This window comes from Micromonospora sp. NPDC048835 (assembly GCF_040649995.1).
GTDB lineage: Bacteria > Actinomycetota > Actinomycetes > Mycobacteriales > Micromonosporaceae > Micromonospora.
This window is the reverse complement of sequence record NZ_JBEZGM010000012.1, coordinates 1,550-24,182: the sequence shown is the minus strand read 5'-3', so window position 1 is coordinate 24,182 and position 22,633 is coordinate 1,550. Positions and strand designations below refer to the sequence as shown.

The window sequence follows — 22,633 nt, the reverse complement described above, 5'->3', positions numbered from 1 at the left end:
TCCTGGGACGCCCCCAGTGCGGTGGAAATCATTGCCCAACTCGCCCGTGAGGGCAGAGCCGATGTGCCGGTTTATGCGATCGGCGCTGATCGACGGGTAGCCACCCGGCCATTTGATGTCGCCGGATCGCCACTTTTCGTGGCCGAAGGGATTTTCGCGGCCGAGATCGTCGAGGAGTGCCGTCGCCGCGGCCTGCTCGCCGGGGCGTACGCGCTGCGCCGTCCACGCGGGGCGACCTTCCTGCGCCGACTCGCCCGTGACCTGTCCGAGCAGCGCAAGGCACCTCGGGTGCTGGTTCGGCGCGGGGTGGCGCTGCTGCGGGCCGAGCCCGCGGTGCTGCGCCGGCAGATGGGCCTGGGCGCGGAGGCGGCCCGAGCCCGGGAGGTGCTGCGCCGGGTGGCCGGCCTGCTCGCCGGCCACCCGCACGGCTGAGGTCAGGCCAGCAACTTCGCGTACGCCGGCTTGATCACCTCGTCGATGATCCGCAGCCGCTCGTCGAACGGGATGAAGGCGCTCTTCATCGCGTTGATGGTGAACCACTGCAGCTCTTTCCAGCCGTAGCCGAACGTCTCCACCAGCAGCGACATCTCCCGCGACATCGAGGTACCGCTCATCAGCCGGTTGTCGGTGTTGACTGTCACCCGGAAGCGCAGGTCCCGCAGCAGGCCGATCGGGTGGTCCGCGATCGAGGCCACCGCGCCGGTCTGCACGTTCGACGAGGGGCACAGCTCCAGCGGGATCCGCTTGTCCCGGACGTACGCGGCCAGCCGACCGAGCGAGCCGTCGGCGGCGATGTCGTCGACGATGCGCACCCCGTGGCCGAGTCGGTCCGCTCCGCACCACTGGATGGCCTGCCAGATCGACGGCAGACCGAACGCCTCGCCGGCGTGGATGGTGAAGTGGAAGTTCTCCCGCTGGAGGTACTCGAAGGCGTCCAGGTGCCGGGTGGGTGGGAAGCCCGCCTCGGCGCCGGCGATGTCGAAGCCGACCACCCCGGCGTCCCGGTGTCGCACGGCAAGCTCGGCGATCTCCTGGGAGCGGGCGGCGTGCCGCATCGCGGTGAGCAGGGTGCCCACCCGGATGGTCAGGCCCGCCTCGACCGCCTGGGCGGTGCCCTCGGCGAACCCGGCCAGCACCGCCTCGACCACCTCGTCCAGGCTGAGGTCACGTTCCAGGTGCTGCTCGGGGGCGAAGCGCACCTCGGCGTAGACCACGCCGTCGGCGGCCAGGTCCAGGGCGCACTCGCGGGCCACCCGACGCAGCGCCGACGGGGTCTGCATGACCGCCACGGTGTGCGCGAACGTCTCGAGGTAGCGCTCCAGGGAGCCGGAGTCCGCCGCCTCCGCGAACCAGCGTCCGAGCGCTTCGGGGTCGGTGGTGGGTAGTTCGTGGCCCACCTCGGCGGCCAGGTCGACGATCGTCGCCGGCCGCAGCCCACCGTCGAGGTGGTCGTGCAGCAGCGCCTTCGGAACCTTGACGATGTCCTCGTACCGGATAGTTGCGACCATGCTCAGACCCTAGTCAGCGGCCCTGGCGGGCCGGGACGGGACCGGCCGCCAGCCGTACACCCGGTGCACCTGGAGGCGGATCACGAGGCGTCCGTCCGCGACCATGGCCGCGCGGTAGTCCGCCCAGTCCGGGTGCTCGCCGCGGATCCGCCGGTAGACCTCGACCAACTCGTCGACCGTCTCGTCGGTGCTGGCCGCGGCCGGCTCGGTGAGGGTCGCCACCCCGTCGGCGACCGCGTACGCGCCACCGTCCGGTGTGCTCACGTGGAAGCTCGCCCGGGGATCGCGGCGCAGGTTGCGCGCCTTCGCCCGGTCACCGGTGGTGGAGCAGCGGATCAGGCCCGGCTCGGCCAGGTAGTCGAGGTTGGACAACTGGGGTCGGCCGTCCCGGCGCAGGGTGACCAGCACCCCACGCCCCCGCTCACCGAACAGCTCCCAGAGGGCGGGGTCGCCGTGGACCGATTTCGTTGACATGTCACCGAATCTAGGCGGCAAATCGATGACGTGTCAACGAACCGCTAGACTTGCCCGATGGACGCAACCCGGTGGTTGGACGAACGGGAGGACCGCGCCTGGCGCGGCTACCGCCGTATGCGTCGGCTGCTCGACCTGGAGCTGGCCCGCGAGCTGACCCAGGACGCCGGCCTCTCCGAGGCGGACTACGACGTGCTCTCCGACCTCTCCGAGACACCGCAGGGGCGGCTGCGCCTGCGGGAGCTGGCCGACCGCATGCTCTGGTCGCGCAGCCGGCTCTCCCACCACCTGACCCGGATGCAGCAGCGCGGCCTGGTGACCCGCACGGAGTGCGCCGACGACGCCCGGGGCTCGGTCGTCGTCCTCACCCCCGCCGGGCGGCAGGCCATCGAGTCCGCCGCCCCCGGTCACGTGGCCGCCGTCCGCCGGCACCTGATCGACCTGCTCACCCCGACCGAGATCGACGCCCTGGGGGCGCTCACCCACCGGGTGGTCGACCAGCTCGGCGGGCGGGCCTCCCATCCACGGCACGACCCGGAGGTCTGACGTGGACCCGCGCGTCCTCGACCGGCTGCGCTGCCCGGTCTGCGGCGAACGACTGGCCGAGGAGACCGTCGGCACCGCCCGGGCACTGCGCTGCCCGCGCCGGCACAGCTTCGACATCGCCAGGCAGGGGTACGTCAACCTGCTCGCCGGCCGCGCCCCGCACGTCGGCGACACCGCCGAGATGGTGGCCGCCCGGGCGGACTTCCTCGCCGCCGGGCACTACGACGTCATCTCCGCCGCACTCGCCACCGCCGCCACGGACGCCCTGGGTCGTCTCGGCGCCCCGGACGCCCCGCCCCCGATCGAGCCCTCGGTGCCCGACTTCGAGGCGTACCCCCTGGTGGTGGATGCCGGCGCGGGCACCGGCCGGTACCTCGGCGCGGTGCTGGCGGCGCTGCCGGACGCCGTGGGTCTGGCCCTGGACGTCTCCAAGCCGGCGCTGCGACGCGCGGCCCGCGCGCATCCCCGGGCCGCCGCCGCGCTCGCCGACACCTGGCAGCGGCTGCCGCTCGCGGACGCCTCGACCGCCGTCCTGCTGAACGTCTTCGCCCCGCGCAACGGCGCCGAGTTCCACCGGGTGCTCCACCCGGCCGGCACGCTGCTGGTGGTCACACCCGACACCGGCCATCTCGCCGAGTTGGTGAGCGCGCTCGACCTGCTCAGGGTGGACCCGGACAAGGCCGACCGGGTGACCGGCAGCCTGGGCGGGCACTTCACCCTGGTCAGCTCGTCGGCGCACCGGGCGGAGCTGACCCTGGGTCGAGCGGAGGTCGCCTCAGTGGTCGGGATGGGCCCGAACGCCTGGCACACCGACCCGGCCGCGCTCGCCGCCCGGCTGGCCGCCCTGGCCGAGCCGGTCCGGGTCACCGTGGCGGTCCGACTCGACGTCCTGCGACCTCGCTGACCTCAGGTGGAGAGGTCGACCTCTTCCCAGCCGGGCGGCTCGTCGTGGTACGGCCCGCGCAGGATCACCGCCCACTCCAGCGCCCAGCGCCGCTGCCCGATCGCGTTCGCGTCGACCAGGCCCGGTGCACGACGGCCGCCACGCTCGGTCTCCAGGTACGCCCAGTCCAGGCAGTAGTGCAGGTCGAGCAGGGCGGCCGCGTCCGCCGGGTGCTGCGGAGCGGTGAGGATCCGGGAACGCCAGTGCGGAAAGGTCTCCCCCTCGGCGATGTGCGGCAGCCGCTCGACCAGCCGCTCGTCGACGGCGAGCGTGGGGTCGAGCTGTTTGCTCAGCCCGAGCACCCAGGCCAGCGCGAAGAGCGCGTCGTGGTGCAGCACGAACGAGCGGTGGTCGCCCTTGCCGCCCATCACGAACTGCCACTCCGGCGGGGTGACCATGTCGACCAGGTGCGAGCCGAGCAGCCAGCTCATCGCCGCCTGCGGAGGCATCCCGAAGCAGCGCGCCAGGATCAGGTGCAGCACCGCGATCCGTGCCTCGATCTCCCCGGTCGGGCGCAGGTCGATCTGGTCGCCCGGCTCCCAGACGAGAGGAAACTGAGCCGGCGGCAACGGCAGGCCGAGCCGGGACAGCTCGTCCAGGCTCGCCTCGCGCACCTCACGTGGGTCGGGGGCAGCAACGGTCACGGCGGATCTTCCTGTCTGCTCGCGCCGGCGCAAGGCCGGTTGTCCCCCCTTGGCCTGCGACAATAGCGCTCCCAGGTGACCGGCACCACGTCAGGGCGACAGCGGGTCGGTCAGCCGATGCGTTCGATGACCAACGACGTCGCCGCCGGAGCCGTCGGCGCGATCCGCACCGCGTTCGCGGCCTCGGTCAGCGCGGCCGGAATCCGTGCCGGGTCCTCGGCCCGCAGCTCGTAGAGCGGGTCACCGGCCCGCACCTCGTCACCCGGCCGCCTGTGCAACACCACCCCGGCAGGCACGCTCACCGGGTCCTCCTTGCGCGCCCGGCCCGCGCCGAGCCGCCACGCCGCAACCCCCATGGCGTACGCGTCGACGGCCGCGACGTACCCGTCCCGCTCGGCGCGAACCACCTCCACCTCGGGGGCGCTCGGCATCGGCGCGTCCGGGTCGCCGCCCTGCGCCCGGATCATCGCCCGCCAGGAGTCCATGGCCCGGCCGTCGCGCAGCGCCGCCGCCGGATCGGCGTCCGGTAGACCGGCGGCGTCGAGCATCTCCCGGGCCAGCGCCAGGGTCAGCTCCACCACGTCGGCGGGTCCACCGCCGGCCAGCACCTCGACCGACTCGGTCACCTCGACGGCGTTGCCGATCGCCAGACCGAGCGGGGTGGACATGTCGGTCAGCAGGGCGACCGTCCGCACCCCGTGCGCGCCGCCCAGCTCGACCATGGTGCGGGCCAGCTCGCGGGCCTGGTCGACGGACTTCATGAACGCGCCAGAACCGACCTTCACGTCGAGGACCAGCGCGCCGGTCCCCTCGGCGATCTTCTTGCTCATGATCGAGCTGGCGATCAGCGGGATCGCCTCCACGGTGCCGGTCACGTCACGCAACGCGTACAGCTTGCGGTCGGCGGGGGCCAGCCCGGCACCGGCCGCGCAGATCACCGCGCCGACGTCGTCCAACTGGGCGATGAACTCGTCGTTGCTCACCGTGGCCCGCCAGCCCGGGATGGACTCCAACTTGTCGAGCGTGCCGCCGGTGTGCCCGAGGCCCCGGCCGCTGAGCTGCGGTACGGCCGCACCGCACGCCGCCACCAGCGGGGTGAGCGGCAGGGTGATCTTGTCACCGACGCCGCCGGTGGAGTGCTTATCGACAGTCGACCGGCGGACCGCCGACAGGTCCAGCCGCTCCCCGCTGGCGATCATCGCGGCGGTCCACCTGGCGATCTCCGGCCCGGTCATGCCGTTGAGCAGGATCGCCATGGCCAGCGCGGACATCTGCTCGTCGGCGACGACCCCCCGGGTGTACGCGTCCACCACCCAGTCGATCTGCGCGTCCGACAGCACGCCCCCGTCGCGCTTGACCCGAATGACGTCAACAGCAGCAAAACTCATCAGAAGATCTTTCCTAAGTCGTCGAATGGCGGAACCGATGCACTGTCGGTGACCACGTCAGGGCCGGGGCCGACCGCAACCACGATCAACTCCACCGCACCGGGACCTCCACAGGCGGCTCACCCTCGCCGGCCCAGAAGATGGTGCCGGCCGCGTCGACCACCACCACACGCGGTGTCCGGGCCAGGCCCCAGGTGATTGCCTCGGCCGGGTCGTCCCAGCTCGGCGCCTCTTCCAACACACCGGTCTCGGCACCCGCGTCGTCGCCGGCTGAACGCTCCCAGTACGCCGTCCAGACCTGCTGGCCGGCGGACATGTCCGCGTGCACGAAGACGGTGCCGCGCCCGCGCCAGGCGGCCAGTCGCTCGGGGACCACCGGCACCGGAGTCTCCCCGGTGACGGCTTCCAGGTCCTCGACACCGAAGGCGTGCGGCAGCAGCTCGGCCATCCGCAGCGGGTCGCCCTTGGTCTCGATCAGGCACTCCGGGCCGCCGTGCTCCCAGAGCAACTGCCGGCAGCGACCGCACGGCATCAACGGCTCGCCGGTGGCGTCGACGCAGGACATCGCAACGAGCCGACCACCGCCGGTGGCGTGCAGGCTGGACACGACGCCGCACTCGGCGCAGAGCGTCACCCCGTAGGCGGCGTTCTCCACGTTGCAGCCGACCACGATGCGGCCGTCGTCGACGAGCGCGGCGGCGCCCACCGGGAACGTCGAGTACGGCGCGTACGCGTGCCGCATCGCGTCGGTCGCGGCGGCGCGCAACCGCGCCCAGTCAATGTCGCTCATGCCGCCATTCTGCCCAAGTAGCCCAGGTCAGAAGTGAGCAGGGCGGCCAACCACACCCCACCCCTGTTGATCAAGAGCTTTGCGTCACGAACAACGCGCTTCCTGACCGAAACCTCTTGATCGACAGGGGTGGCGGGGGTCAGCCCTTGATGTACGGCTTGCCGTCGGCGGCAGGCGCCCGGACCCGGCCGACCAGTCCGGCGACGGCCAGGATGGTGGCCAGGTAGGGCAGCATGGCCAGGAACTGGCTGGGGATCGAGCTGCTGATCGCGCCCAGGTAGGTGGCGAGTTGGTCGGCGAAGCCGAAGAACAGGGCGGCGAGCAGCGCCCCGGTCGGGTTCCACCGGCCGAAGATCAGCGCGGCAAGTGCGATGAAGCCCTTACCGCCGATCATGTTCTTGGTGAACGAGTAGAGCGCCAGGGTGTAGGACGCGCCGCCGATGCCGGCGACCACGCCCGCCAGCAGCACGTTGCGGTAGCGCACCCGCAGCACCTTGACGCCGAGCGTGTCGGCGGCGATCGGGTGCTCGCCGACCGAGCGGGTCCGCAGCCCCCACCGGGTACGGAACAGCCCGATGTGGATCACCAGCACCAGGAGCAGCCCGAGGTAGAGGAAGATGTTGCCGCGAAACAACGCCGGCCCGAGCACCGGGATGTCCTTCAGCAGCGGGATCTCCCAGTTGCTGAAGCGGGGCGCGCTGTTGTATTTAGCGGCGTCGGTCTGCATCAGCCGCTCGTAGAGGAAGCCGGTGACGCCGACCGCCAGCAGGTTCAGCACGATGCCCATGACGACCTGGTCGACCAGGTAGCGGATGGCGAAGACGGCTAGCAGCAGCGAGATGAACGCGCCACCGAGGGCGGCGGCGACCAGGCCCACCCAGACGCTGCCGGAGATGCTGCCGAACAGGGCCCCGCTGAACGCGCCCATCAGCAGTTGGCCCTCGATGGCCACGTTGACCACGCCGGAGCGTTCGCAGAGCACCCCGGCGAGCGCGCCGAAGATCAACGGCAGGGCCAGGATGAACGTGCCCCGGAGAATGTTGACCAGCGGCATGAAGTTCTGGCCGGCCGGCGCGGCGGACACCTGCCAGCAGAGGAACGACAGCACGAAGGCGACCAGCCCGACGCCGAGCACGGGGAGGAACCAGCGCTTCGGCACCCCGGCGAGCAGCGCCGCGCCGGCCGCGATCGTGATGATCCCGAACAGGATCGCCCCGATCGTGCCGTTGATCTCCAGTGCGGCACCTGCCGCGTCGTCGCTGAGCGTGAACCGGGCCTGCTGGTCGGTGGCGAGCGCGCCGAAGAGCACCGCGGACAGCAGGCCGAGCCCCAGCAGCGTGAGGCCGACCTTGCGGCTGCGGGTCCAGAAGCCCTCGTCGACGGGGGCGACGGCGATGTCGGGGACAGCCATGGTGGACATGAGTTACCAGCCCTTCGCCAGGCTCGTCTGCAACCGGGCTGCGCGTGCGGCCCGGAGCTGGAAGATCGCCTTCACCAGGGCCGGCGCGGCGATGAAGATGACGATCAGCGCCTGGAGCACTGTCACCAGCTCCAGCGAGATTCCGGAGTACGACTGCATCCGGTTACCCCCGGCCTGCAGCGCCCCGAACAGCAGCGCGGCGAGCAGCACCCCCCAGGGCTTCACCCGCCCCAGCAGCGCCACCAGGATGCCGTCGAAGCCGATCTGCGCGACCACCAGCGGGGTCAACGCGCTGGCGGTGGAGCCGAGCACCATGTTCGAGCCGCCGAGACCGGCCAGGATGCCGGCGAAGACCATGATCAGAATGTACGTGCGGGTGACGCTGATACCCGCGGTCCGGGCGGCGTCCGGGTTGGCACCGACCGCCCGCAGTTCGAAGCCGAGCGTCGAGCGGTTGAGCAACCAGGCGACCGCCCAGGTGGCCAGCACGGCGAGCAGGATGCCGGCGTGCACGCGCAGGTTGTCGCCGAGCAGTCGGGGTAGCTGAGCGGAGGTGTCCACCGCCTTGCTGATCGCGTCGGTACGGGTCGGGTCCTGCACGCCGTTCTGCACGATCAGCCAGGTCAGGAAGTAGGTGGCCACGTAGTTGAGCATGATCGTGTTGATCACCTCGTGCGCGCCGGCGCGGGCCTTGAGGATGCCGGGGATGAAACCCCAGATCGCTCCGCCAAGCGCACCGGCAAGCACCGCCACCAGCAGGTGCAGGCCGGGGGGCAGCGGCAGCAGGAAGCCGGCCAGCGCCGCCATGATCACACCGATGGTGGCCTGGCCCTGGGCACCGATGTTGAACAGGCCGCCCCGGAAGGCCAGCGCCACCGACAGGCCGGTGAAGACAAGCGGCGCGGCGTACGTGAGCGTCTCCGAGATCGGCGCGAGCACCGCCTGCCAACCGCCGGTGCCGTTCAGCCAGGCGGAGAACGCCTCGGGGTCGAAGACCGAGCCCTTGAACAGGTTCGCGTACGCCTCGCTGACGAGCGTCCAGCTGGAGTTGATCGCGTCGGACGGGCGGGAGGTGATGTACGAGTAGGTGGAGAGCACCGCGGGATCAGAGATGATCATCAGCACGGCGCCGACCACGATCGCCAGCACCAGCGACAGCAGGGTCACCGTGAAGGTGTTTGCCGCCCAGAGGTTGTCCATGAACAACCGGCCCAGGCTCGGCTTCGCCTCCGGCGTCGGGTCCGGTTTCGCCCCCGAGCGGTCCGGCTCGGTGGCTACCTCGGCCCGTTCGGTGTTGCCGAGCGCGTTCTGCGCCGCCTGCGCCTCGCTCGCCGGTTCCTTGTCCGGCGAGCCGGACTGCGGGTTGGAAGGGTTGGTCATGCTGTCACTCGCTGGCGCTCGCTCATGCCTTGTCCTCGCTCGCGGAGCCCGCGTCGCTCGCCGGGCTCCCGTCTGCCGCTTCGGGCTCGCCGTCGGCGGGTGCCGCGACGGCTTCGTGGGCCGCGTCCGGGCTGATGCCGGCCATCAGCAGGCCGATCTCCTCACGAGGGGTGTCCGGGCCGACGATGCCGATGATGCGACCGCGGTACATGACCGCGATCCGGTCGGCCAACCCGATCACCTCGTCGAGTTCGCTGGAGACCACCATGACGGCGGTGCCGACGTCGCGTTCGTGGATGATCTGGCTGTGGATGAACTCGATCGACCCCACGTCGACGCCACGGGTCGGCTGGGCGGCGATGAAGAGCTTCAGCGGCCGGGACAACTCCCGGGCCACGATCACCTTCTGCTGGTTGCCGCCGGAGAGGGTGCCGACCGCCGCGTCGGCCGATGAGGTGCGGACGTCGAACTGCTCGATCCGCTCCTTCGCCGAGGCCGCGATCGCGTCCGGCTTCAGCGCGAGCCCGGAACCGAACGGTGGCCGGTCGTAGATGTCCAGCACCAGGTTCTCCGCGACGCTGAACTCCTTGACCAGGCCGTCCACGCTGCGGTCCTCGGGCACGTAGCCGACGCCCGCCCGGAGCACCTTCTTGGGCTTCCAGCCGTCGATCCGGTCACCGGCAAGGCTGACCGTGCCGGCGAGCACCGGGCGCAGGCCCATGATCGCCTCGATCAGCTCGGTCTGACCGTTGCCCTGCACGCCCGCCACGCCGAGCACCTCGCCCGCGCGTACGGTCAGGTCGATGCCGTCGACCGCGCGGATCTGCCGGTCGTCGTCGACGACGAGCCCGGCCACCTCAAGCACCGGCTCGCCCGGGGTGGCCGGCGACTTGTCCACGGTGAGCCGGACGTTGCGCCCGACCATCAACGCCGCCAGCTCGTCCCGACTGGCCTCCGGCGAGGCGGTGCCGACGGTCTTGCCGCGTCGGATCACGGTGATCCGGTCGGCGATGGCCTTGACCTCGCCGAGCTTGTGGGTGATGAAGACGATCGACTTGCCGGCCGCCTTGAGCGACCGCATGACCGTCAGCAGCTCCTCGGTCTCCTGCGGGGTGAGCACCGCGGTCGGCTCGTCCAGGATGAGCAGGTCGACGTCGCGGGTGAGCGCCTTGACGATCTCGACTCGCTGCTGGATGCCGACCGGCAGGTCCTCGATCACCGCGTCCGGGTCGACCCGCAGGTTGTAGCGCTCGGACACCTCGGTGACCTCGCGCCGGGCTCGACGCCGGTCCAGGAAGCCGGCGATTCCGCCCCGGACCTGCTCGGCGCCGAGCATGATGTTCTCGGCGACGGTGAAGACCGGCACCAGCATGAAGTGCTGGTGCACCATGCCGATCCCGGCGCCGATCGCGTCGGACGAGCCCTTCAGCTTCAGCGGCTTGCCGTCGACCAGGATCTCGCCCTCGTCGGGCTGGTAGAGCCCGTAGAGCACGTTCATCAGGGTCGACTTGCCCGCGCCGTTCTCGCCGAGGAGGGCGTGAATCTCTCCAGGCTCCACCGTCAGGTCGATGTGATCGTTGGCGACCAGATCACCGAACCGCTTGGTGATGCCGCGCAGTTCGAGTCTCAGCGCAACCTCCTGGAGTGCGAGCGATGGTGCAGCCTAGCTGCCGTGGACCGGCCGGACCGGGCCGGCCGCCGTGGTGCGCGATCGGCCGCTCCGGCTCCGCGGGGCACCCGCAGAGCCGGAGCGGCCGATCGGTCGTACCTGTCCCCCGCCGACCTTCCCCGATGATCTCACCGGAGGGGCCGGCCGGTTGTCACTTGGTCGGCTGGGCCTTCGAGGTGACGGTGATGGTGCCTGCGGCGATGTCCGCCTTGATCTTGTCGACCTCGGCCTTCAGCTCGGCCGGAACCTTGCTGTCGAAGTCGTGGTACGGGGCGATCGAGACACCGTTGTTGGCCAGGGTGCCGACGAAGCCCGGCGTGGCCGGCAGCTTGTCGCCGGCGGCGGCCTTGACCACGGCCTCCTTGACGGCGTCCGGGATGTTCTTGACCACGGTGGTGACGATCGCGGAGCAGTCCGGGGTGCTCTCGCAGCCGTCGACGTCCACCCAGATGGTGCTGTACTTGCCACCCGACGCCTTGGCGGCGGCGGTGGTGCCGAGGCCGGAGCCGCCGGCGACCGGCATGATGATGTCCGCGCCCTGGGCGACCAGCGCGTCGGAGACCTTCTTGCCCTCGTCCTGCTTGGCGAAGTCGTTGGTGAAGGAACCCTTCTGGGTCTCCTTGTTCCAACCCAGCGCCTTGACGCTCTTCTTCTTGGTGGTGTTGTAGTACGTCACACCGTCGACGAAGCCATCCATGAAGATGGTCACCGGCGGGATCGGCAGACCACCGTAGGTGCCCACGATGCCGGACTTGCTCATCCCGGCAGCCAGGTAACCGGCCTGGAACGCGGCCTGCGCGGTGTCGAACTGCATCGGGTAGACGTTGGCGTCACCCGTGTTCGCATCGACGATGCCGAACTCCTGGTTCGGGTTCGCCTTGGCGATCTTCGAGGTGGCGTTGCCCATCAGGCCACCGACCGCCAGGATGAAGTTGCACTTCTGGTTGACGTACTGCGTCAGGTTCGGCTCGTAGTCGGCCTCGGCCTTCGACGCGACGAACTTGATGTCGATGTTGTCGTTGGCGGCCTTGGCCTCCTGCAGACCCTTCCAGGCCGAGGTGTTGAACGACTTGTCGTCGATGCCGCCGACGTCGGTCACCATGCAGGCGCTGAACTTCTTGGCGCCACTGCCGGCGTTGTTGTCATCCTTGGGGGCCTCGCCACAAGCGGCGGCGGTGAGCGCGAGCCCACCCACCGCGACGATCGAGGCGATCCGCATCCCACGCACCGAGCGCAAGACGTCTCCTTCCCATTGCACACCGCGCCTTGTGCGGTGGCAGCCCATCAGCCGACCTGCGGGTGTGCCGCCGGCTGTCCCACGTTACGGACGGGAGCGTACGCCCGCGCCCACCCACCGGCCGACAATCGTGCACGACTGTTGAGCGCCTGTTACCCGGGTGTAACCCTTGCGTGGGGCACGTCACTCTCAGTGCTGGTAACCGAGTGCCGCAGCGTCCGCAAAGTCCGTTTCTTGGAGGCGTCTTCCTCCCCCGGACGTTACCGCCAAAAGACCGCGACCGCCGCGTTGACCAGGGTCAGACCGACGATCGCGAGGAAATGACCGCGGTTCACCACGTCCCGCTTACGGGAGAAGAAGACCATGACGAAGATCAGTAGCGCGATCACCAGCTTCGTCACAAGTTTGGCCGGCGCCGGCTCGTCCCCGTCGCGCAGGGGCGCGGAGAGGCCGAGCCCGGTCAGCAACTGGATCACCGAACCCCACAGCATGGCCGGGTTGATCCGCAGCCGACCGCTGGCGTACTGGGCGATCGCTCCACCGAGCAGCAGGGCGAACCCGATCAGGTGGACGTAGAGGAGGATGAGTCTGAGAGCTTCCACGGCCGCCATCCTTCCCTATGAACGACGGATCGTAGTAGTCAGAACCGCCGACGGGGACGGATCCGTAATTGTCAGCGGTCAGCGAGAGTCTCGACGCGGCCGACGCCGGGACGCCGGCGGGCCCGCTCCCGGCCCAGGATCCACAACGCCTGCACCCCGTCCCGCCAGGTGATCTTCTTACCCTCGGCGCGGCCCCGCGCCCGGTAGGTGATCGGCACGTCGTAGGGGCGGATCTGTCGGCGCAGCAGCTTGCCCGTCACCTCGGCCTCCATGCCGAACCCCCGGGACCGGACGTCAAGCGACCGGTACAACTCCACCGGCATCAGCTTGAAGCAGGTCTCCACGTCGCCGATGTACGAGTTGAACAGGACGTTCGCCGCCGTGGTGATCCCCCGGTTCCCGACCACGTACCAGAAGCTGTAGGCGCTGTGGCTGCCGAAGGTGCGGCTGCCGTAGACGACCGTCGTGCGCCCCTCCAGCACCGGCGCCAACAGCTTCGGGATGTCCTGCGGGTCGTACTCCAGGTCGGCGTCCAGGATGACCATGTACTCACCCCGCGCGTCGTCCACGGCCGTCCTGATCGCCGCGCCCTTGCCCGCGTTCCGCGGGTGCGTCACGACCCGCAGCCGCGGGTCGTCCAGCCGACCGAGGATCTCCGCGGTCTCGTCGGTACTCCCGTCGTCGACCACCACGATCTCGATCTCGCACGGGTACCGCACGGCGAGGGCCCGCTCCACCGCCTCCGCGACGCGTTCCGCCTCGTTGTAGACCGCCATCAGGATCGACAGTTGCACAGAACTCTCCCTGGAAACGGCAGCATCGGCGCGGCGCCGCAGCACCCTACCCCGGGTCCGCGAAGATCGATCAGCCCCGCTCCCGTCGCCGGGATTTAGCAAGACTTTGCAGACCATGGAAGAGCTTGCAGAGCGCCTCGCAAGAACTTGCCGGTGGGCTACAGTGCCGCCATGCGCGCTCGACTGTCCGACATCGCCCAGCAGGCCGAAGTCAGCGAGGCCACGGTGTCGCGGGTGCTCAACGACCGCCCCGGCGTGGCCGCGGAGACCCGGCAGGCCGTCCTCACCGCCCTCGACGTGCTCGGGTACGAGCGCCCGGCCCGACTGCGCAAGCGCAGCGCCGGCCTGGTCGGCCTGGTGGTGCCCGAGCTGGACAACCCGATCTTCCCGGCCTTCGCCCAGGTCATCGAGTCCACTCTGGCGCAGAGCGGGTTCACCCCGGTGCTCTGCACCCAGACCGCTGGCGGCGTGACCGAGGACGAGTACGTGGAGATGCTGCTCGACCGGCAGGTCTCCGGGGTCGTCTTCGTCTCCGGCCTGCACGCCGACACCGCCGCCAACCACGACCGCTACCGGGCGCTGCTCGCCCGGCCGCTGCCGGTCGTGATGATCAACGGGTACGTGCCGGGCATCGGCGCGCCCTTCGTCTCCTGCGACGACCGGGAGGCGGCCGAGCTGGCGGTCGCCCATCTCGTCGCGCTCGGGCACCGGCGGATCGGCCTGATCACCGGCCCGGACCGGTTCGTGCCGGTACAGCGCAAGGTGGCCGGCTGGCGCTCCGCGATGACCCGGCTCGCCGGCGTCGCCGAAGCCGACCTGGCCCCCCTCGCCGAGCTGTCACTGTTCGGAGTGGAGGGTGGCGAGGCGGCGGCCGGCCGCCTGCTGGACCGTGGCGTCACCGGAGTGGTCTGCGGCTCCGACCTGATGGCGCTCGGCGCGGTCCGGGCGGCCCGCCAACGGGGCCTCAGCGTGCCCGACGACCTCTCCGTGGTCGGCTATGACGACTCCCCGCTGATGGCCTTCACCGACCCGCCGCTGACCACCATGCGGCAGCCGGTCACGGCGATGGCGGTCGCCGCCGTCCGCGCCCTGGTGGACGAGATCAACGGTCACGGCGCCCCGCACTCGGAGTACCTGTTCCGCCCGGAGCTGGTGGTGCGCGGCTCCACCGCTGTCGCACCGAGCGCCGCCCGCCTCTCTTACGCAAGATCTGCTTGACTCTTGCAACGACCGGCCGGCATATTGCACGGATGATCAGCGCCGCCACCCCGTACCACGCCGCCGACGACGACTGGTGGCGCTCCGCGGTCGTCTACCAGGTGTACGTCCGCAGCTTCGCCGACAGCGACGGCGACGGCACCGGCGACCTCCAGGGCATCCGGCAGCGCCTGCCGTACCTGCGCGACCTCGGGGTGGACGCGCTCTGGCTGACCCCCTTCTACACCTCGCCGATGATCGACGGCGGGTACGACGTGGCCGACTACCGGGACGTCGACCCGATGTTCGGCACCCTCGACGACTTCGACGCGATGATCAGCGACGCGCACGCCCTCGGCCTGCGGATCATCGTCGACCTGGTGCCCAACCACACCTCGAGCGCGCACCACTGGTTCACCGCCGCGCTCGCCGCCGGCCCCGGCTCACCGGAGCGGGCCCGCTACCTCTTCGCCGACGGCCAGGGCCCCCACGGCGAGCTGCCGCCGAACGACTGGGAGAGCATCTTCGGTGGCCCCGCCTGGACCCGGACCGCCGACGGCCAGTGGTACCTGCACCTGTTCGACCCCTCGCAGCCGGATCTGAACTGGCGCCACCCCGAGGTCCGCGCCGAGTTCGAGGACGTGCTGCGGTTCTGGCTGGACCGGGGCGTCGACGGATTCCGCGTCGACGTGGCGCACGGCATGATCAAGGCCGAAGGGCTGCCGGACGTCGGCTTCAGCTCGACCACCGGCCAACGCCAGGTCGAACTGCTCGGCAAGGCCCGGCTCCCCTACTTCGACCAGGACGAGGTGCACGAGATCTACCGCGCCTGGCGGCCCATCCTCGACAGCTACCCGGGCGGCCGGATGGCGGTCGCCGAGGCCTGGGCCGAGACGCCGCAGCGCCTGGCCCGCTACATCGGCCCGGACGAGCTGCACCAGGCGTTCAGCTTCGACTTCCTCGACGCAACCTGGTCGGCCGACTCGTTCCGCAAGGTGATCGACACGGCGTTGGCCGAGGCGACAGTCGTGGGGGCGCCGACCACCTGGGTGCTGTCCAACCACGACAAGCAACGGCACGTCACCCGTTACGGCGACGGCGCCGAAGGGCTGCGCCGGGCCCGGGCCGCCAGCCTGCTGATGCTCGCCCTGCCGGGCTGCGCCTACCTGTACCAGGGTGAGGAGTTGGGCCTGCCGGAGGTTCTCGACCTCCCCGACGAGCTGCGCCAGGATCCGGCATTCCTGCGTACCGGCGAGAGCCGGGACGGCTGCCGGGTACCCATTCCGTGGAGCGGCGAGCTAGCCCCGTACGGCTTCGGGCCGGCCGGCAGCGAGCTGAGCTGGCTTCCCGCCCCGGCGACCTGGCGGGCGCTGTCCGTCGCGGCGCAGACCGGCGTGCCCGGCTCCACCCTGGAGCTGTACCGCGCCGCGCTGCGGATCCGTCACGACCATCCCGCGCTCGCCCAGGACGCCGACGAGGTCACCTGGCGGGAGGCCGAGCCGGGCCTGCTGGCCTTCTCGCGTACCGCCGGCGCGACCGTGCTGACCTGCGTGGTAAACCTCAGCGGCGCGCCGGTCCTGATCGACGGGTACGGTCAGCCGCTCGTCGCCAGCGACACGCTCGCCGAGCAGGGCCCCGGTCATCTGCTGCCAATTGACGCCGCAGTCTGGTTGGAACAGCGCTGAACGGGTAACCCGTACTCGACCTGGTCGTTCGTCGTGCCCCGCGCCGGCGGGCGACTGGGCTACCGACCCCTTGTGGTGGGGGGTGAGGTGCCACCGGCGCCGCGCGGAGTCCGCTCCGCGTGGCGCCGGTGTCTGCGCACGGCGTTCACTTCGCGGTGAGCAACGCCGCGATCCGGGTGAAACCAGCGCGTACCTCGGCCTCGTCCGGCGGTTCGACGGGCTCACCGTGGCCGGCCTCGTCGGCTGCCGCGTCCAACTCCTCGTCGATCACGTCCTCGAAGTCCCCGTACAGGTCGGCCCCCTCCACCTGGCGGGCCTCGTCCTCGGCGGCGACCTGCGCGGCGGCGATCTCGCTGCGGATCTCGTCGGCGGACAGCGCCGGCAGCAACGGCTCCACCACCGCCATCAACTGTTCCTCGGCCACCACCGCCTCGGCCAGGGCCAACGCGTGCGGCCGCTCGTACGGCCCGCAGACCACCGGCTCCCACTCGTCGAGATCACCGAGCGGACCGAAGGTGATGATCCACGGCAGGCCGAGGAGCGGGGAGTCCGCCGGCAGGTCCAGTGTCATGAGTGCGCCCACCGGCTCATCATGGCCGGCTGACGCGAGTACCGACGCGGTTCTTCTCGGTTGTCGCCCGTCCGGCGTTCGCGGCCGTCGTCGCCGCCGGGGCCCGCGCGGTCGACCGACGGCCTCTCAGCCGGGGCGGGCAGCATCCAGGGCGGCGCGGACCAGGGCGAGCGCGGTGGCAGGTGACACGCCGAGCCGGGCCGCCTCGGCCGCGTAGCCGGCCGCGGCCCGCTGCAGTCGATCGACGGCGTCGTCCCGCCCGGGGGCGACGAAGCTGCCGTTGCGCCCCCGGGTCTCCAGCAGCCCGGCCGACTCCAACTCCCGGTAGGCGCGGGCCACCGTGTTCGCGGCCAACCGCAGATCACCGGCGAGCTGCCGGACGGTGGGCAGTCGGCTGCCCACCGGCAGCCGACCGTCGCCGATCAGCTCGGCGAGCTGCACACGTACCTGCTCGTACGGGGGCACGGGCGAGTCCGGGTCGACCGAGATCAGCATCTGCGCGCCTTCCGTCATCAGCCCGCACCGCCCGGGGTGCCCGGATCGATGCCCTCGTCGACATCCTTCGGTGTCGCGGGCGGCTCCGCCAGGTCCACCACCCGACCGTTGGTGCTTGTCGCGAGGAGTGCCGCGCCGAACAGCACCAGTTGGTTGAGCAGGTAGAGGTAGAGCAGCAGACCGACGGCGCCGGCCACCACCGTGTACGCCGGGTTCCGCTCGGTCCGCACCACGTAGTACCGCCCGACGGTGTTCAGCAGCGTGATGCCGACCGCCACCAGCAGCACCACCGGGCGCAACCGGGACCGGCTCATCCGCAGCCGAGGCACGGCCAGCAGCAGCGCGGTGGCGAGCACCGTGTTGACGAGGACGCTAAGCACCGCGCTGATCGTGGTCAGACCGACCGACCCGGTGCTGCGCAGCAGGAAGCGCAGCAGCGACTCCAACGCGTCCACCGCGGCGACCGAGACGCCGAGCAGCACGAAGACGCCGATCATCACGCCCAGGTCGACGAGCCGCCGCACGACCAGATTCCCCGGCTGCTGGTTGAGCTGGTACATCAGCCGCTGCGAGGACCGGATGGCCTCCACCCAGCCGATCCCGGTGAAGACCAGGATGACCAGGCCGACCACACCCACCGTGCCGCTCGAGTTGGCGATCTGCTCGGCGTCCAGGAACGGCAGATTCTCCTTGAGGAAGTCGGCCGCCGCCGCGCTGACCTCGTCGTTGTCCTCCAGGATCGCACCGAAGACGGAGAACGCGACAAGAGCGAGAGCGAACACCGCGAAGAACCCGTAGTACGCGATCGCGGCGGCCAGCCGGCCGGCCAGCACCTCGCCGTACAGCACGCCGGCCCGCCACACATGATCGAAGAGTCCCGACCGGTGGCGCGCGGCGCTCACCAAGCGGTCGATGCCCGCCTCGATCCGGCCGATCACGTTCACGCGATCATCCTCGCCGATCTCCCACCGCTGTCGTGGCAACCGGCTCCCGATGCTCGCCGGCCGGCGCGTCGCCGGCCATCAGTCGCCGGCTGTTCGGTCCGCCGACGCGTCAGGTGCCGGCCGTTCGGTCCGCCGACGCTTCAGGTGCCGGCGCTTCAGGTGCCGACCGTTCGGTCGTCGGCGCTTCAGGTGCCGAGGCAGAAGTCGCGCCGCGGCTGCCACCTCGTCTGCCCACTGTGCGAGAAGAGGGTGAACGCGTCGACCTCGAACATCGCGGAGAAGTCGGCCAGATCCTCGTACACCCGGTCCAGAGCCTCCGGTGCCACGTCCTGGGCCACGGTGACGTGCGGGTGGTAGGGAAACCGCAACTCGCGGTGCAGGCCCGGCGCCGCGGCGATGGCCGCGGCCAGCAGCTCGCACTCACTGATCCCGGCGGCCACCGCGACGAACACCACCTGGGTGACCGGACGGAACGTGCCGGTGCCCCGCAGGTGCAGCGTGAACGGCAGGTGCGCGGCGGCGACGGCGGCCAGGTGCCGCTCGACCGCCGGCAGGTTGGCCGTCGGAATCTCGGTGGGCCCGAGCAACGTCACGTGCGCGGGCACGGCAAGCGGATCACCGGCCTCGACCCGCCGCCGGGTGAGCAGGGCACCCCACGGCTCGGGGATGTCCACCGCGATGCCGATCTGGATGGTGTCGCCGGTTGGCGGCACCCCGCCACTGCGATCCACGCTTCGCGCCGCCCCTCCGACCACCGACCCGTCCACCTGAACCGCGGAGCTACTCGCCACGCACGGGCGGAAAGAAACCCACCCGCTCGTACGCGGACCGCAGGGTCGTCGCGGCTACCGCCCGGGCCTTCTCCGCGCCGGCCGCGAGCAGCTTGTCCAGTTGGGCCGGATCGTCGAGGTAGCCGCGGGTGCGCTCCTGGATCGGCCGGACGAAGTCCGTCACCACCTCGGCCAACTCCTTCTTCAGATCGCCGTAGCCGCGGCCCGCGAACGCGGCCACCAGCTCGTCGATGCTGCGGCCGCTGAGCGCCGAGTAGATGGTCAACAGGTTGGACACACCCGGCTTGGTCTCGGCGTCGAAGACGATCTCGCGGCCGGTGTCCGTCACCGCCGAGCGGATCTTCTTGGCGGACCGGGCCGGATCTTCGAGCAGGTCGATGATGCCGGCCGGCGAGGACGACGACTTCGACATCTTCGCGGTCGGATCCTGCAGATCGGTGATCTTCGCAGTGTCCTTGACGATGTGCGGCGCGGGCACCGTGAACGTCGCGCCGAACAGCGAGTTGAACCGCTGGGCCAGGTCCCGGGAGAGCTCCAGGTGCTGACGCTGGTCCTCACCGACCGGCACCGCGTTGGCCTGGTAGAGCAGGATGTCGGCGGCCTGGAGCACCGGGTAGGTGAACAGCCCCACGCTGGCCCGCTCGTTGCCCTGCTTCTGCGACTTGTCCTTGAACTGGGTCATCCGGCTGGCCTCGCCGAAACCGGTGATGCAGCCGAGCACCCAGGCCAACTGCGGGTGCTCGGGCACCTGCGACTGGACGAACAGGGTGCTGCGGTCCGGGTCGAGCCCGACCGCGAAGAGCTGGGCCGCCGCCACCCGCGTCCGCTGGCGCAGCAGCGCCGGGTCGTGCCCCGCCGTGATGGCGTGCAGGTCCACCACGCAGTAGAAGGCGTCGTGAGTGTCCTGCAGCGCCACCCAGTGCCGCACCGCACCCAGATAGTTGCCGAGGTGGAACGAGTCGGCTGTCGGCTGGATGCCGGAGAAGACGCGGGGCCGGGCGGGAACGTCGGACATGGCGATAATTCTGTCAGCAAGCAACCCGGTCCGTCATGACGGGCCGGCCGGTCGGCTCCGGCTCGCCGACGACGGGGTGCTGACCTCCCATGGTTCACGGGTGTCGGCCCGGCGCGTCGGCCCGACCGTCACCCGGCGGTGCTGCCCCGCCACCGTCCGCCGGGCCCGCTCGGAGCCCTCCGTCGTGGCCGGCGCGGCGTCGTCCTCGGCGCCCTGCTCGCGGTGCTGCTCGGCGCCCGGCTCCCGGTGCTGTTCGGTGTCGGGTGTCGGGGAGACGGCGAGGCGGGCCACTCGGCGGCCGTCCAACGTGAGCACCCGCAGCAGCCAGGCAGCCGGAAGGTCGGCCGGATCGGGCGCGCCCACGTCAGCGGGTTCACCGGGCACCGGCACCTCGTCGCCGGTCGCCGGGAGTCGGCCCAGCGCGGCCATGACGAACCCGCCCACCGTCTCGTACGGTCCGGCGGGAAGCGTCACCCCGGTCCGCTCGGCGAAGTCGGCGAGGTTGAGGCGGCCGTCCACCACGGCGGGCAGGCCAGCGTGCACCGGGTCGGGGGTGGCGTCGTACTCGTCGTGGATCTCACCGACCAACTCCTCGATGAGGTCCTCGAGGGTGACGATCCCGGCCGTGCCGCCGTACTCGTCGACCACCACCGCGAGGTGCTGACCCTCGCGGCGCATCTCGGTCAGCGCGGCGAGCACCCGTTTGCTGCCGGGCAGCCGCTTCACCTCCCGGGCCAGTTCGCCGACGGTGACGCACGGGTCGGCGTCCGGGCGCAGCAGGACGTCACGGAGGTGCACGAAGCCGACCACGTCGTCGTGGGTGCCGTCGGTGACCGGGTAACGGGTGTGCGTCTCGGCGCGGACCAGTCGGGCGGCCTCGACGATGGTCAGCCGCGCCGGGAGGAAGACCACCTCGGTGCGCGGCATCATCACCTCGCGGATCAGACTGGCACCGGCCACCAGGACCTCGTCGATGATCCGCCGCTCGTCCGGGTCCAGCACGGTGTTCGCCGCGACCAGATCCCGCAGATCGGCTTCCGAAATGCGCTCCCGGCCTGCCGTCGGACCGGTGCCGAGCAGGTCGGTGACGAGTCGGGTGGCACCGTCCGCGGCTCGGACCAGCACCCGGGCGACCGCCCGGGCGAGCGGGCCGGGGTCACGGCGGGGGTACGCCCGCACGCGTCGCCGGAGCCCGGTACGGGCCACTTCCCGCATGACAGAGATGGTAGACACCGTGGGCCCGCCGCACCGGGGATCACGCGGAGCGGCGTACAGATGTTCGGCTCTGTTTAATCATGAGAGATTATGATGGAATGGGGTTGGCGGTGGCGTTGGCGAGGGCGCCTACCACCGCCCTAGTGTGATCAGCGATGGGCTACGTCCCGGGCGGGCCAGGCAGGAGGAAACGACGTGAAACTGCTCGTCACCGGGGGCGCCGGCTTCATCGGGAGCGTGGTGACCCGGATGCTGCTCGACGCGGGCCACCAGGTGGTCATCCTGGACGACCTGCGCACCGGCCACCGCGAAGCCCTCGCCCCGGACGCCACCCACGTCGAGGCGTCCATCCACGACGCCGCCCGCGTCATCACCGCGGACGCCGGCTTCGACGGGGTGCTGCACTTCGCCGCCCTGATCGCCGCCGGCGAGTCGATGGTCAAGCCGGAGCTGTACTGGCAGAACAACACCGTCGGCACGCTCGCCCTGATCGACGCGGTCCGGGCAGCCAGGGTGCCCCGGATGGTGTTCTCCTCCACCGCCGCCGTCTACGGCAACCCCACCGAGCTGCCCATCACCGAAAACGCGGTCAAGGCACCCACAAACACGTACGGCGCCACCAAACTCGCCGTCGACATGGCACTGACCTCCGAGGCGGTCGCGCACGGCCTGGCCGCGGTGTCGCTGCGCTACTTCAACGTGGCCGGTGCCCACCTCGACGGCGACATCACGCTCGGCGAGCGACACGACCCGGAGACGCACCTGATCCCGATCGCGCTCGACGTCGCCGCCGGCCGGCGGGAGAAGCTCCAACTCTTCGGGGACGACTACCCCACCGTCGACGGCACCTGCGTCCGCGACTACATCCACGTCGCCGACCTGGCCCGCGCGCATCTGCTGGCGTTGGACGCGGCCACCAGCGGCCAGCACCGGATCTACAACCTGGGCAACGGCAACGGCTTCACCAACCGCCAGGTCGTCGACGTGGTCCGCGAGGTCACCGGGCACCAACTGCCCGTCGAGGTCGCCCCGCGCCGCGAGGGCGACCCGGCCGAGCTGGTGGCGTCGTCCGCCCTGGCCCGTGACGAGCTGGGCTGGGTGCCGCAGAAGCCGACCCTGCACGACATGGTCGGAGATGCCTGGGCGTTCTACCGCACGCACATCCTGGGGCACCAGTGAGCGCGAGGAGTGAGCCGGGTTTGCGAGCCCCGCAGCCGCGAACAAGGAGACACCAGTGAGCGCGAGGAGTGAGCCGGGTTTGCGAGCCCCGCAGCCGCGAACAAGGAGACACCAGTGAGCGCGAGGAGTGAGCCGGGTTTGCGAGC

General features: G+C 70.8%; 23 protein-coding genes. 6 read left to right on the top strand and 17 right to left on the bottom strand.

From position 1 onward, the window contains the following. The first annotated feature begins 138 nt into the window (after positions 1-138). Positions 139-432, top strand: a complete 294-nt coding sequence (locus tag AB0C15_RS16400) for a hypothetical protein (RefSeq protein WP_231392511.1) — start codon at positions 139-141, stop codon at positions 430-432. A 2-nt stretch (positions 433-434) separates the two neighbouring features. Here the strand turns inward: AB0C15_RS16400 and AB0C15_RS16395 are convergent, their stop codons facing one another. Continuing rightward, on the bottom strand, positions 435-1,508 hold the full coding sequence (locus AB0C15_RS16395; protein ID WP_357352604.1) for an adenosine deaminase: 1,074 nt from the start codon (positions 1,506-1,508) through the stop codon (positions 435-437). A 9-nt stretch (positions 1,509-1,517) separates the two neighbouring features. Then, the gene (locus AB0C15_RS16390) at positions 1,518-1,982 is read right to left on the bottom strand and encodes a PPOX class F420-dependent oxidoreductase (RefSeq protein WP_357352602.1); all 465 of its coding nucleotides are present in this window, start codon (positions 1,980-1,982) and stop codon (positions 1,518-1,520) included. Between the two features lie 57 nt (positions 1,983-2,039). Here AB0C15_RS16390 and AB0C15_RS16385 point away from each other — a divergent pair, with 57 nt between their 5' ends. Together AB0C15_RS16385 and AB0C15_RS16380 are read left to right on the top strand one after the other, a co-directional pair. Continuing rightward, a complete protein-coding gene (locus AB0C15_RS16385) occupies positions 2,040-2,528 on the top strand; it encodes a MarR family transcriptional regulator (protein WP_357352600.1) in 489 nt (162 codons plus the stop codon). 1 nt (position 2,529) lies between these two features. Then, on the top strand, positions 2,530-3,432 hold the full coding sequence (locus AB0C15_RS16380) for a putative RNA methyltransferase (protein ID WP_357352598.1): 903 nt from the start codon (positions 2,530-2,532) through the stop codon (positions 3,430-3,432). Between the two features lie 2 nt (positions 3,433-3,434). On the opposite strand, the gene AB0C15_RS16375 is transcribed toward AB0C15_RS16380, so the two are convergent. The 9 genes from AB0C15_RS16375 to AB0C15_RS16335 all read right to left on the bottom strand — a co-directional run bounded on the left by AB0C15_RS16375 (position 3,435) and on the right by AB0C15_RS16335 (position 13,395). Then, positions 3,435-4,115: a DUF4272 domain-containing protein gene (locus tag AB0C15_RS16375; protein ID WP_091394559.1), complete on the bottom strand. Its 681-nt coding sequence runs from the start codon at positions 4,113-4,115 to the stop codon at positions 3,435-3,437. Positions 4,116-4,225: 110 nt separating this feature from the next. Then, entirely contained in the window at positions 4,226-5,506 is a 1,281-nt protein-coding gene (locus AB0C15_RS16370; protein WP_357352912.1) for a thymidine phosphorylase, read from the bottom strand. Positions 5,507-5,588: 82 nt separating this feature from the next. Continuing rightward, the gene (locus AB0C15_RS16365) at positions 5,589-6,293 is read right to left on the bottom strand and encodes a cytidine deaminase (protein ID WP_357352596.1); all 705 of its coding nucleotides are present in this window, start codon (positions 6,291-6,293) and stop codon (positions 5,589-5,591) included. A 139-nt stretch (positions 6,294-6,432) separates the two neighbouring features. Beyond that, complete coding sequence (locus AB0C15_RS16360) at positions 6,433-7,713, bottom strand: ABC transporter permease (protein ID WP_357352594.1); 1,281 nt, start codon at positions 7,711-7,713, stop codon at positions 6,433-6,435. 3 nt (positions 7,714-7,716) lie between these two features. Next, the gene (locus tag AB0C15_RS16355) at positions 7,717-9,093 is read right to left on the bottom strand and encodes an ABC transporter permease (RefSeq protein WP_357352592.1); all 1,377 of its coding nucleotides are present in this window, start codon (positions 9,091-9,093) and stop codon (positions 7,717-7,719) included. Positions 9,094-9,115: 22 nt separating this feature from the next. Beyond that, positions 9,116-10,663 carry an ABC transporter ATP-binding protein gene (locus tag AB0C15_RS16350; RefSeq protein ID WP_357352910.1) on the bottom strand — a complete coding sequence of 516 codons (1,548 nt, stop codon included), beginning with the start codon at positions 10,661-10,663 and terminating at the stop codon, positions 9,116-9,118. A 250-nt stretch (positions 10,664-10,913) separates the two neighbouring features. After that, the gene (locus AB0C15_RS16345; protein ID WP_357352908.1) at positions 10,914-11,981 is read right to left on the bottom strand and encodes a BMP family ABC transporter substrate-binding protein; all 1,068 of its coding nucleotides are present in this window, start codon (positions 11,979-11,981) and stop codon (positions 10,914-10,916) included. Positions 11,982-12,259: 278 nt separating this feature from the next. Further along, positions 12,260-12,601 carry a hypothetical protein gene (locus AB0C15_RS16340; RefSeq protein WP_357352590.1) on the bottom strand — a complete coding sequence of 114 codons (342 nt, stop codon included), beginning with the start codon at positions 12,599-12,601 and terminating at the stop codon, positions 12,260-12,262. A 71-nt stretch (positions 12,602-12,672) separates the two neighbouring features. Then, positions 12,673-13,395, bottom strand: coding sequence for a glycosyltransferase family 2 protein (locus tag AB0C15_RS16335; protein ID WP_357352588.1), 723 nt, complete (start codon positions 13,393-13,395; stop codon positions 12,673-12,675). A 171-nt stretch (positions 13,396-13,566) separates the two neighbouring features. Here AB0C15_RS16335 and AB0C15_RS16330 point away from each other — a divergent pair, with 171 nt between their 5' ends. Beyond that, positions 13,567-14,613 carry a LacI family DNA-binding transcriptional regulator gene (locus AB0C15_RS16330; RefSeq protein ID WP_357352586.1) on the top strand — a complete coding sequence of 349 codons (1,047 nt, stop codon included), beginning with the start codon at positions 13,567-13,569 and terminating at the stop codon, positions 14,611-14,613. A gap of 32 nt (positions 14,614-14,645) precedes the next feature. Next, the gene (locus AB0C15_RS16325; RefSeq protein ID WP_357352584.1) at positions 14,646-16,277 is read left to right on the top strand and encodes a glycoside hydrolase family 13 protein; all 1,632 of its coding nucleotides are present in this window, start codon (positions 14,646-14,648) and stop codon (positions 16,275-16,277) included. A 145-nt stretch (positions 16,278-16,422) separates the two neighbouring features. Here the strand turns inward: AB0C15_RS16325 and AB0C15_RS16320 are convergent, their stop codons facing one another. The 6 genes from AB0C15_RS16320 to AB0C15_RS16295 all read right to left on the bottom strand — a co-directional run bounded on the left by AB0C15_RS16320 (position 16,423) and on the right by AB0C15_RS16295 (position 21,308). After that, entirely contained in the window at positions 16,423-16,860 is a 438-nt protein-coding gene (locus AB0C15_RS16320; protein ID WP_030486628.1) for a hypothetical protein, read from the bottom strand. Between the two features lie 114 nt (positions 16,861-16,974). Further along, on the bottom strand, positions 16,975-17,361 hold the full coding sequence (locus tag AB0C15_RS16315) for a GntR family transcriptional regulator (protein ID WP_357352582.1): 387 nt from the start codon (positions 17,359-17,361) through the stop codon (positions 16,975-16,977). Continuing rightward, positions 17,361-18,287 carry a YhjD/YihY/BrkB family envelope integrity protein gene (locus tag AB0C15_RS16310; protein WP_357352580.1) on the bottom strand — a complete coding sequence of 309 codons (927 nt, stop codon included), beginning with the start codon at positions 18,285-18,287 and terminating at the stop codon, positions 17,361-17,363. Before AB0C15_RS16310 ends, AB0C15_RS16315 begins: the two co-directional genes overlap by 1 nt. Positions 18,288-18,472: 185 nt before the next feature. Continuing rightward, on the bottom strand, positions 18,473-19,042 hold the full coding sequence (locus AB0C15_RS16305; protein ID WP_357352906.1) for a 2'-5' RNA ligase family protein: 570 nt from the start codon (positions 19,040-19,042) through the stop codon (positions 18,473-18,475). Between the two features lie 25 nt (positions 19,043-19,067). After that, positions 19,068-20,093 carry a tryptophan--tRNA ligase gene (gene trpS / locus AB0C15_RS16300; RefSeq protein WP_357352578.1) on the bottom strand — a complete coding sequence of 342 codons (1,026 nt, stop codon included), beginning with the start codon at positions 20,091-20,093 and terminating at the stop codon, positions 19,068-19,070. A gap of 33 nt (positions 20,094-20,126) precedes the next feature. Beyond that, complete coding sequence (locus AB0C15_RS16295; RefSeq protein ID WP_357352576.1) at positions 20,127-21,308, bottom strand: hemolysin family protein; 1,182 nt, start codon at positions 21,306-21,308, stop codon at positions 20,127-20,129. 249 nt (positions 21,309-21,557) lie between these two features. Here AB0C15_RS16295 and galE point away from each other — a divergent pair, with 249 nt between their 5' ends. Next, entirely contained in the window at positions 21,558-22,487 is a 930-nt protein-coding gene (gene galE / locus AB0C15_RS16290; RefSeq protein WP_357352904.1) for a UDP-glucose 4-epimerase GalE, read from the top strand. Positions 22,488-22,633: the final 146 nt, after the last annotated feature.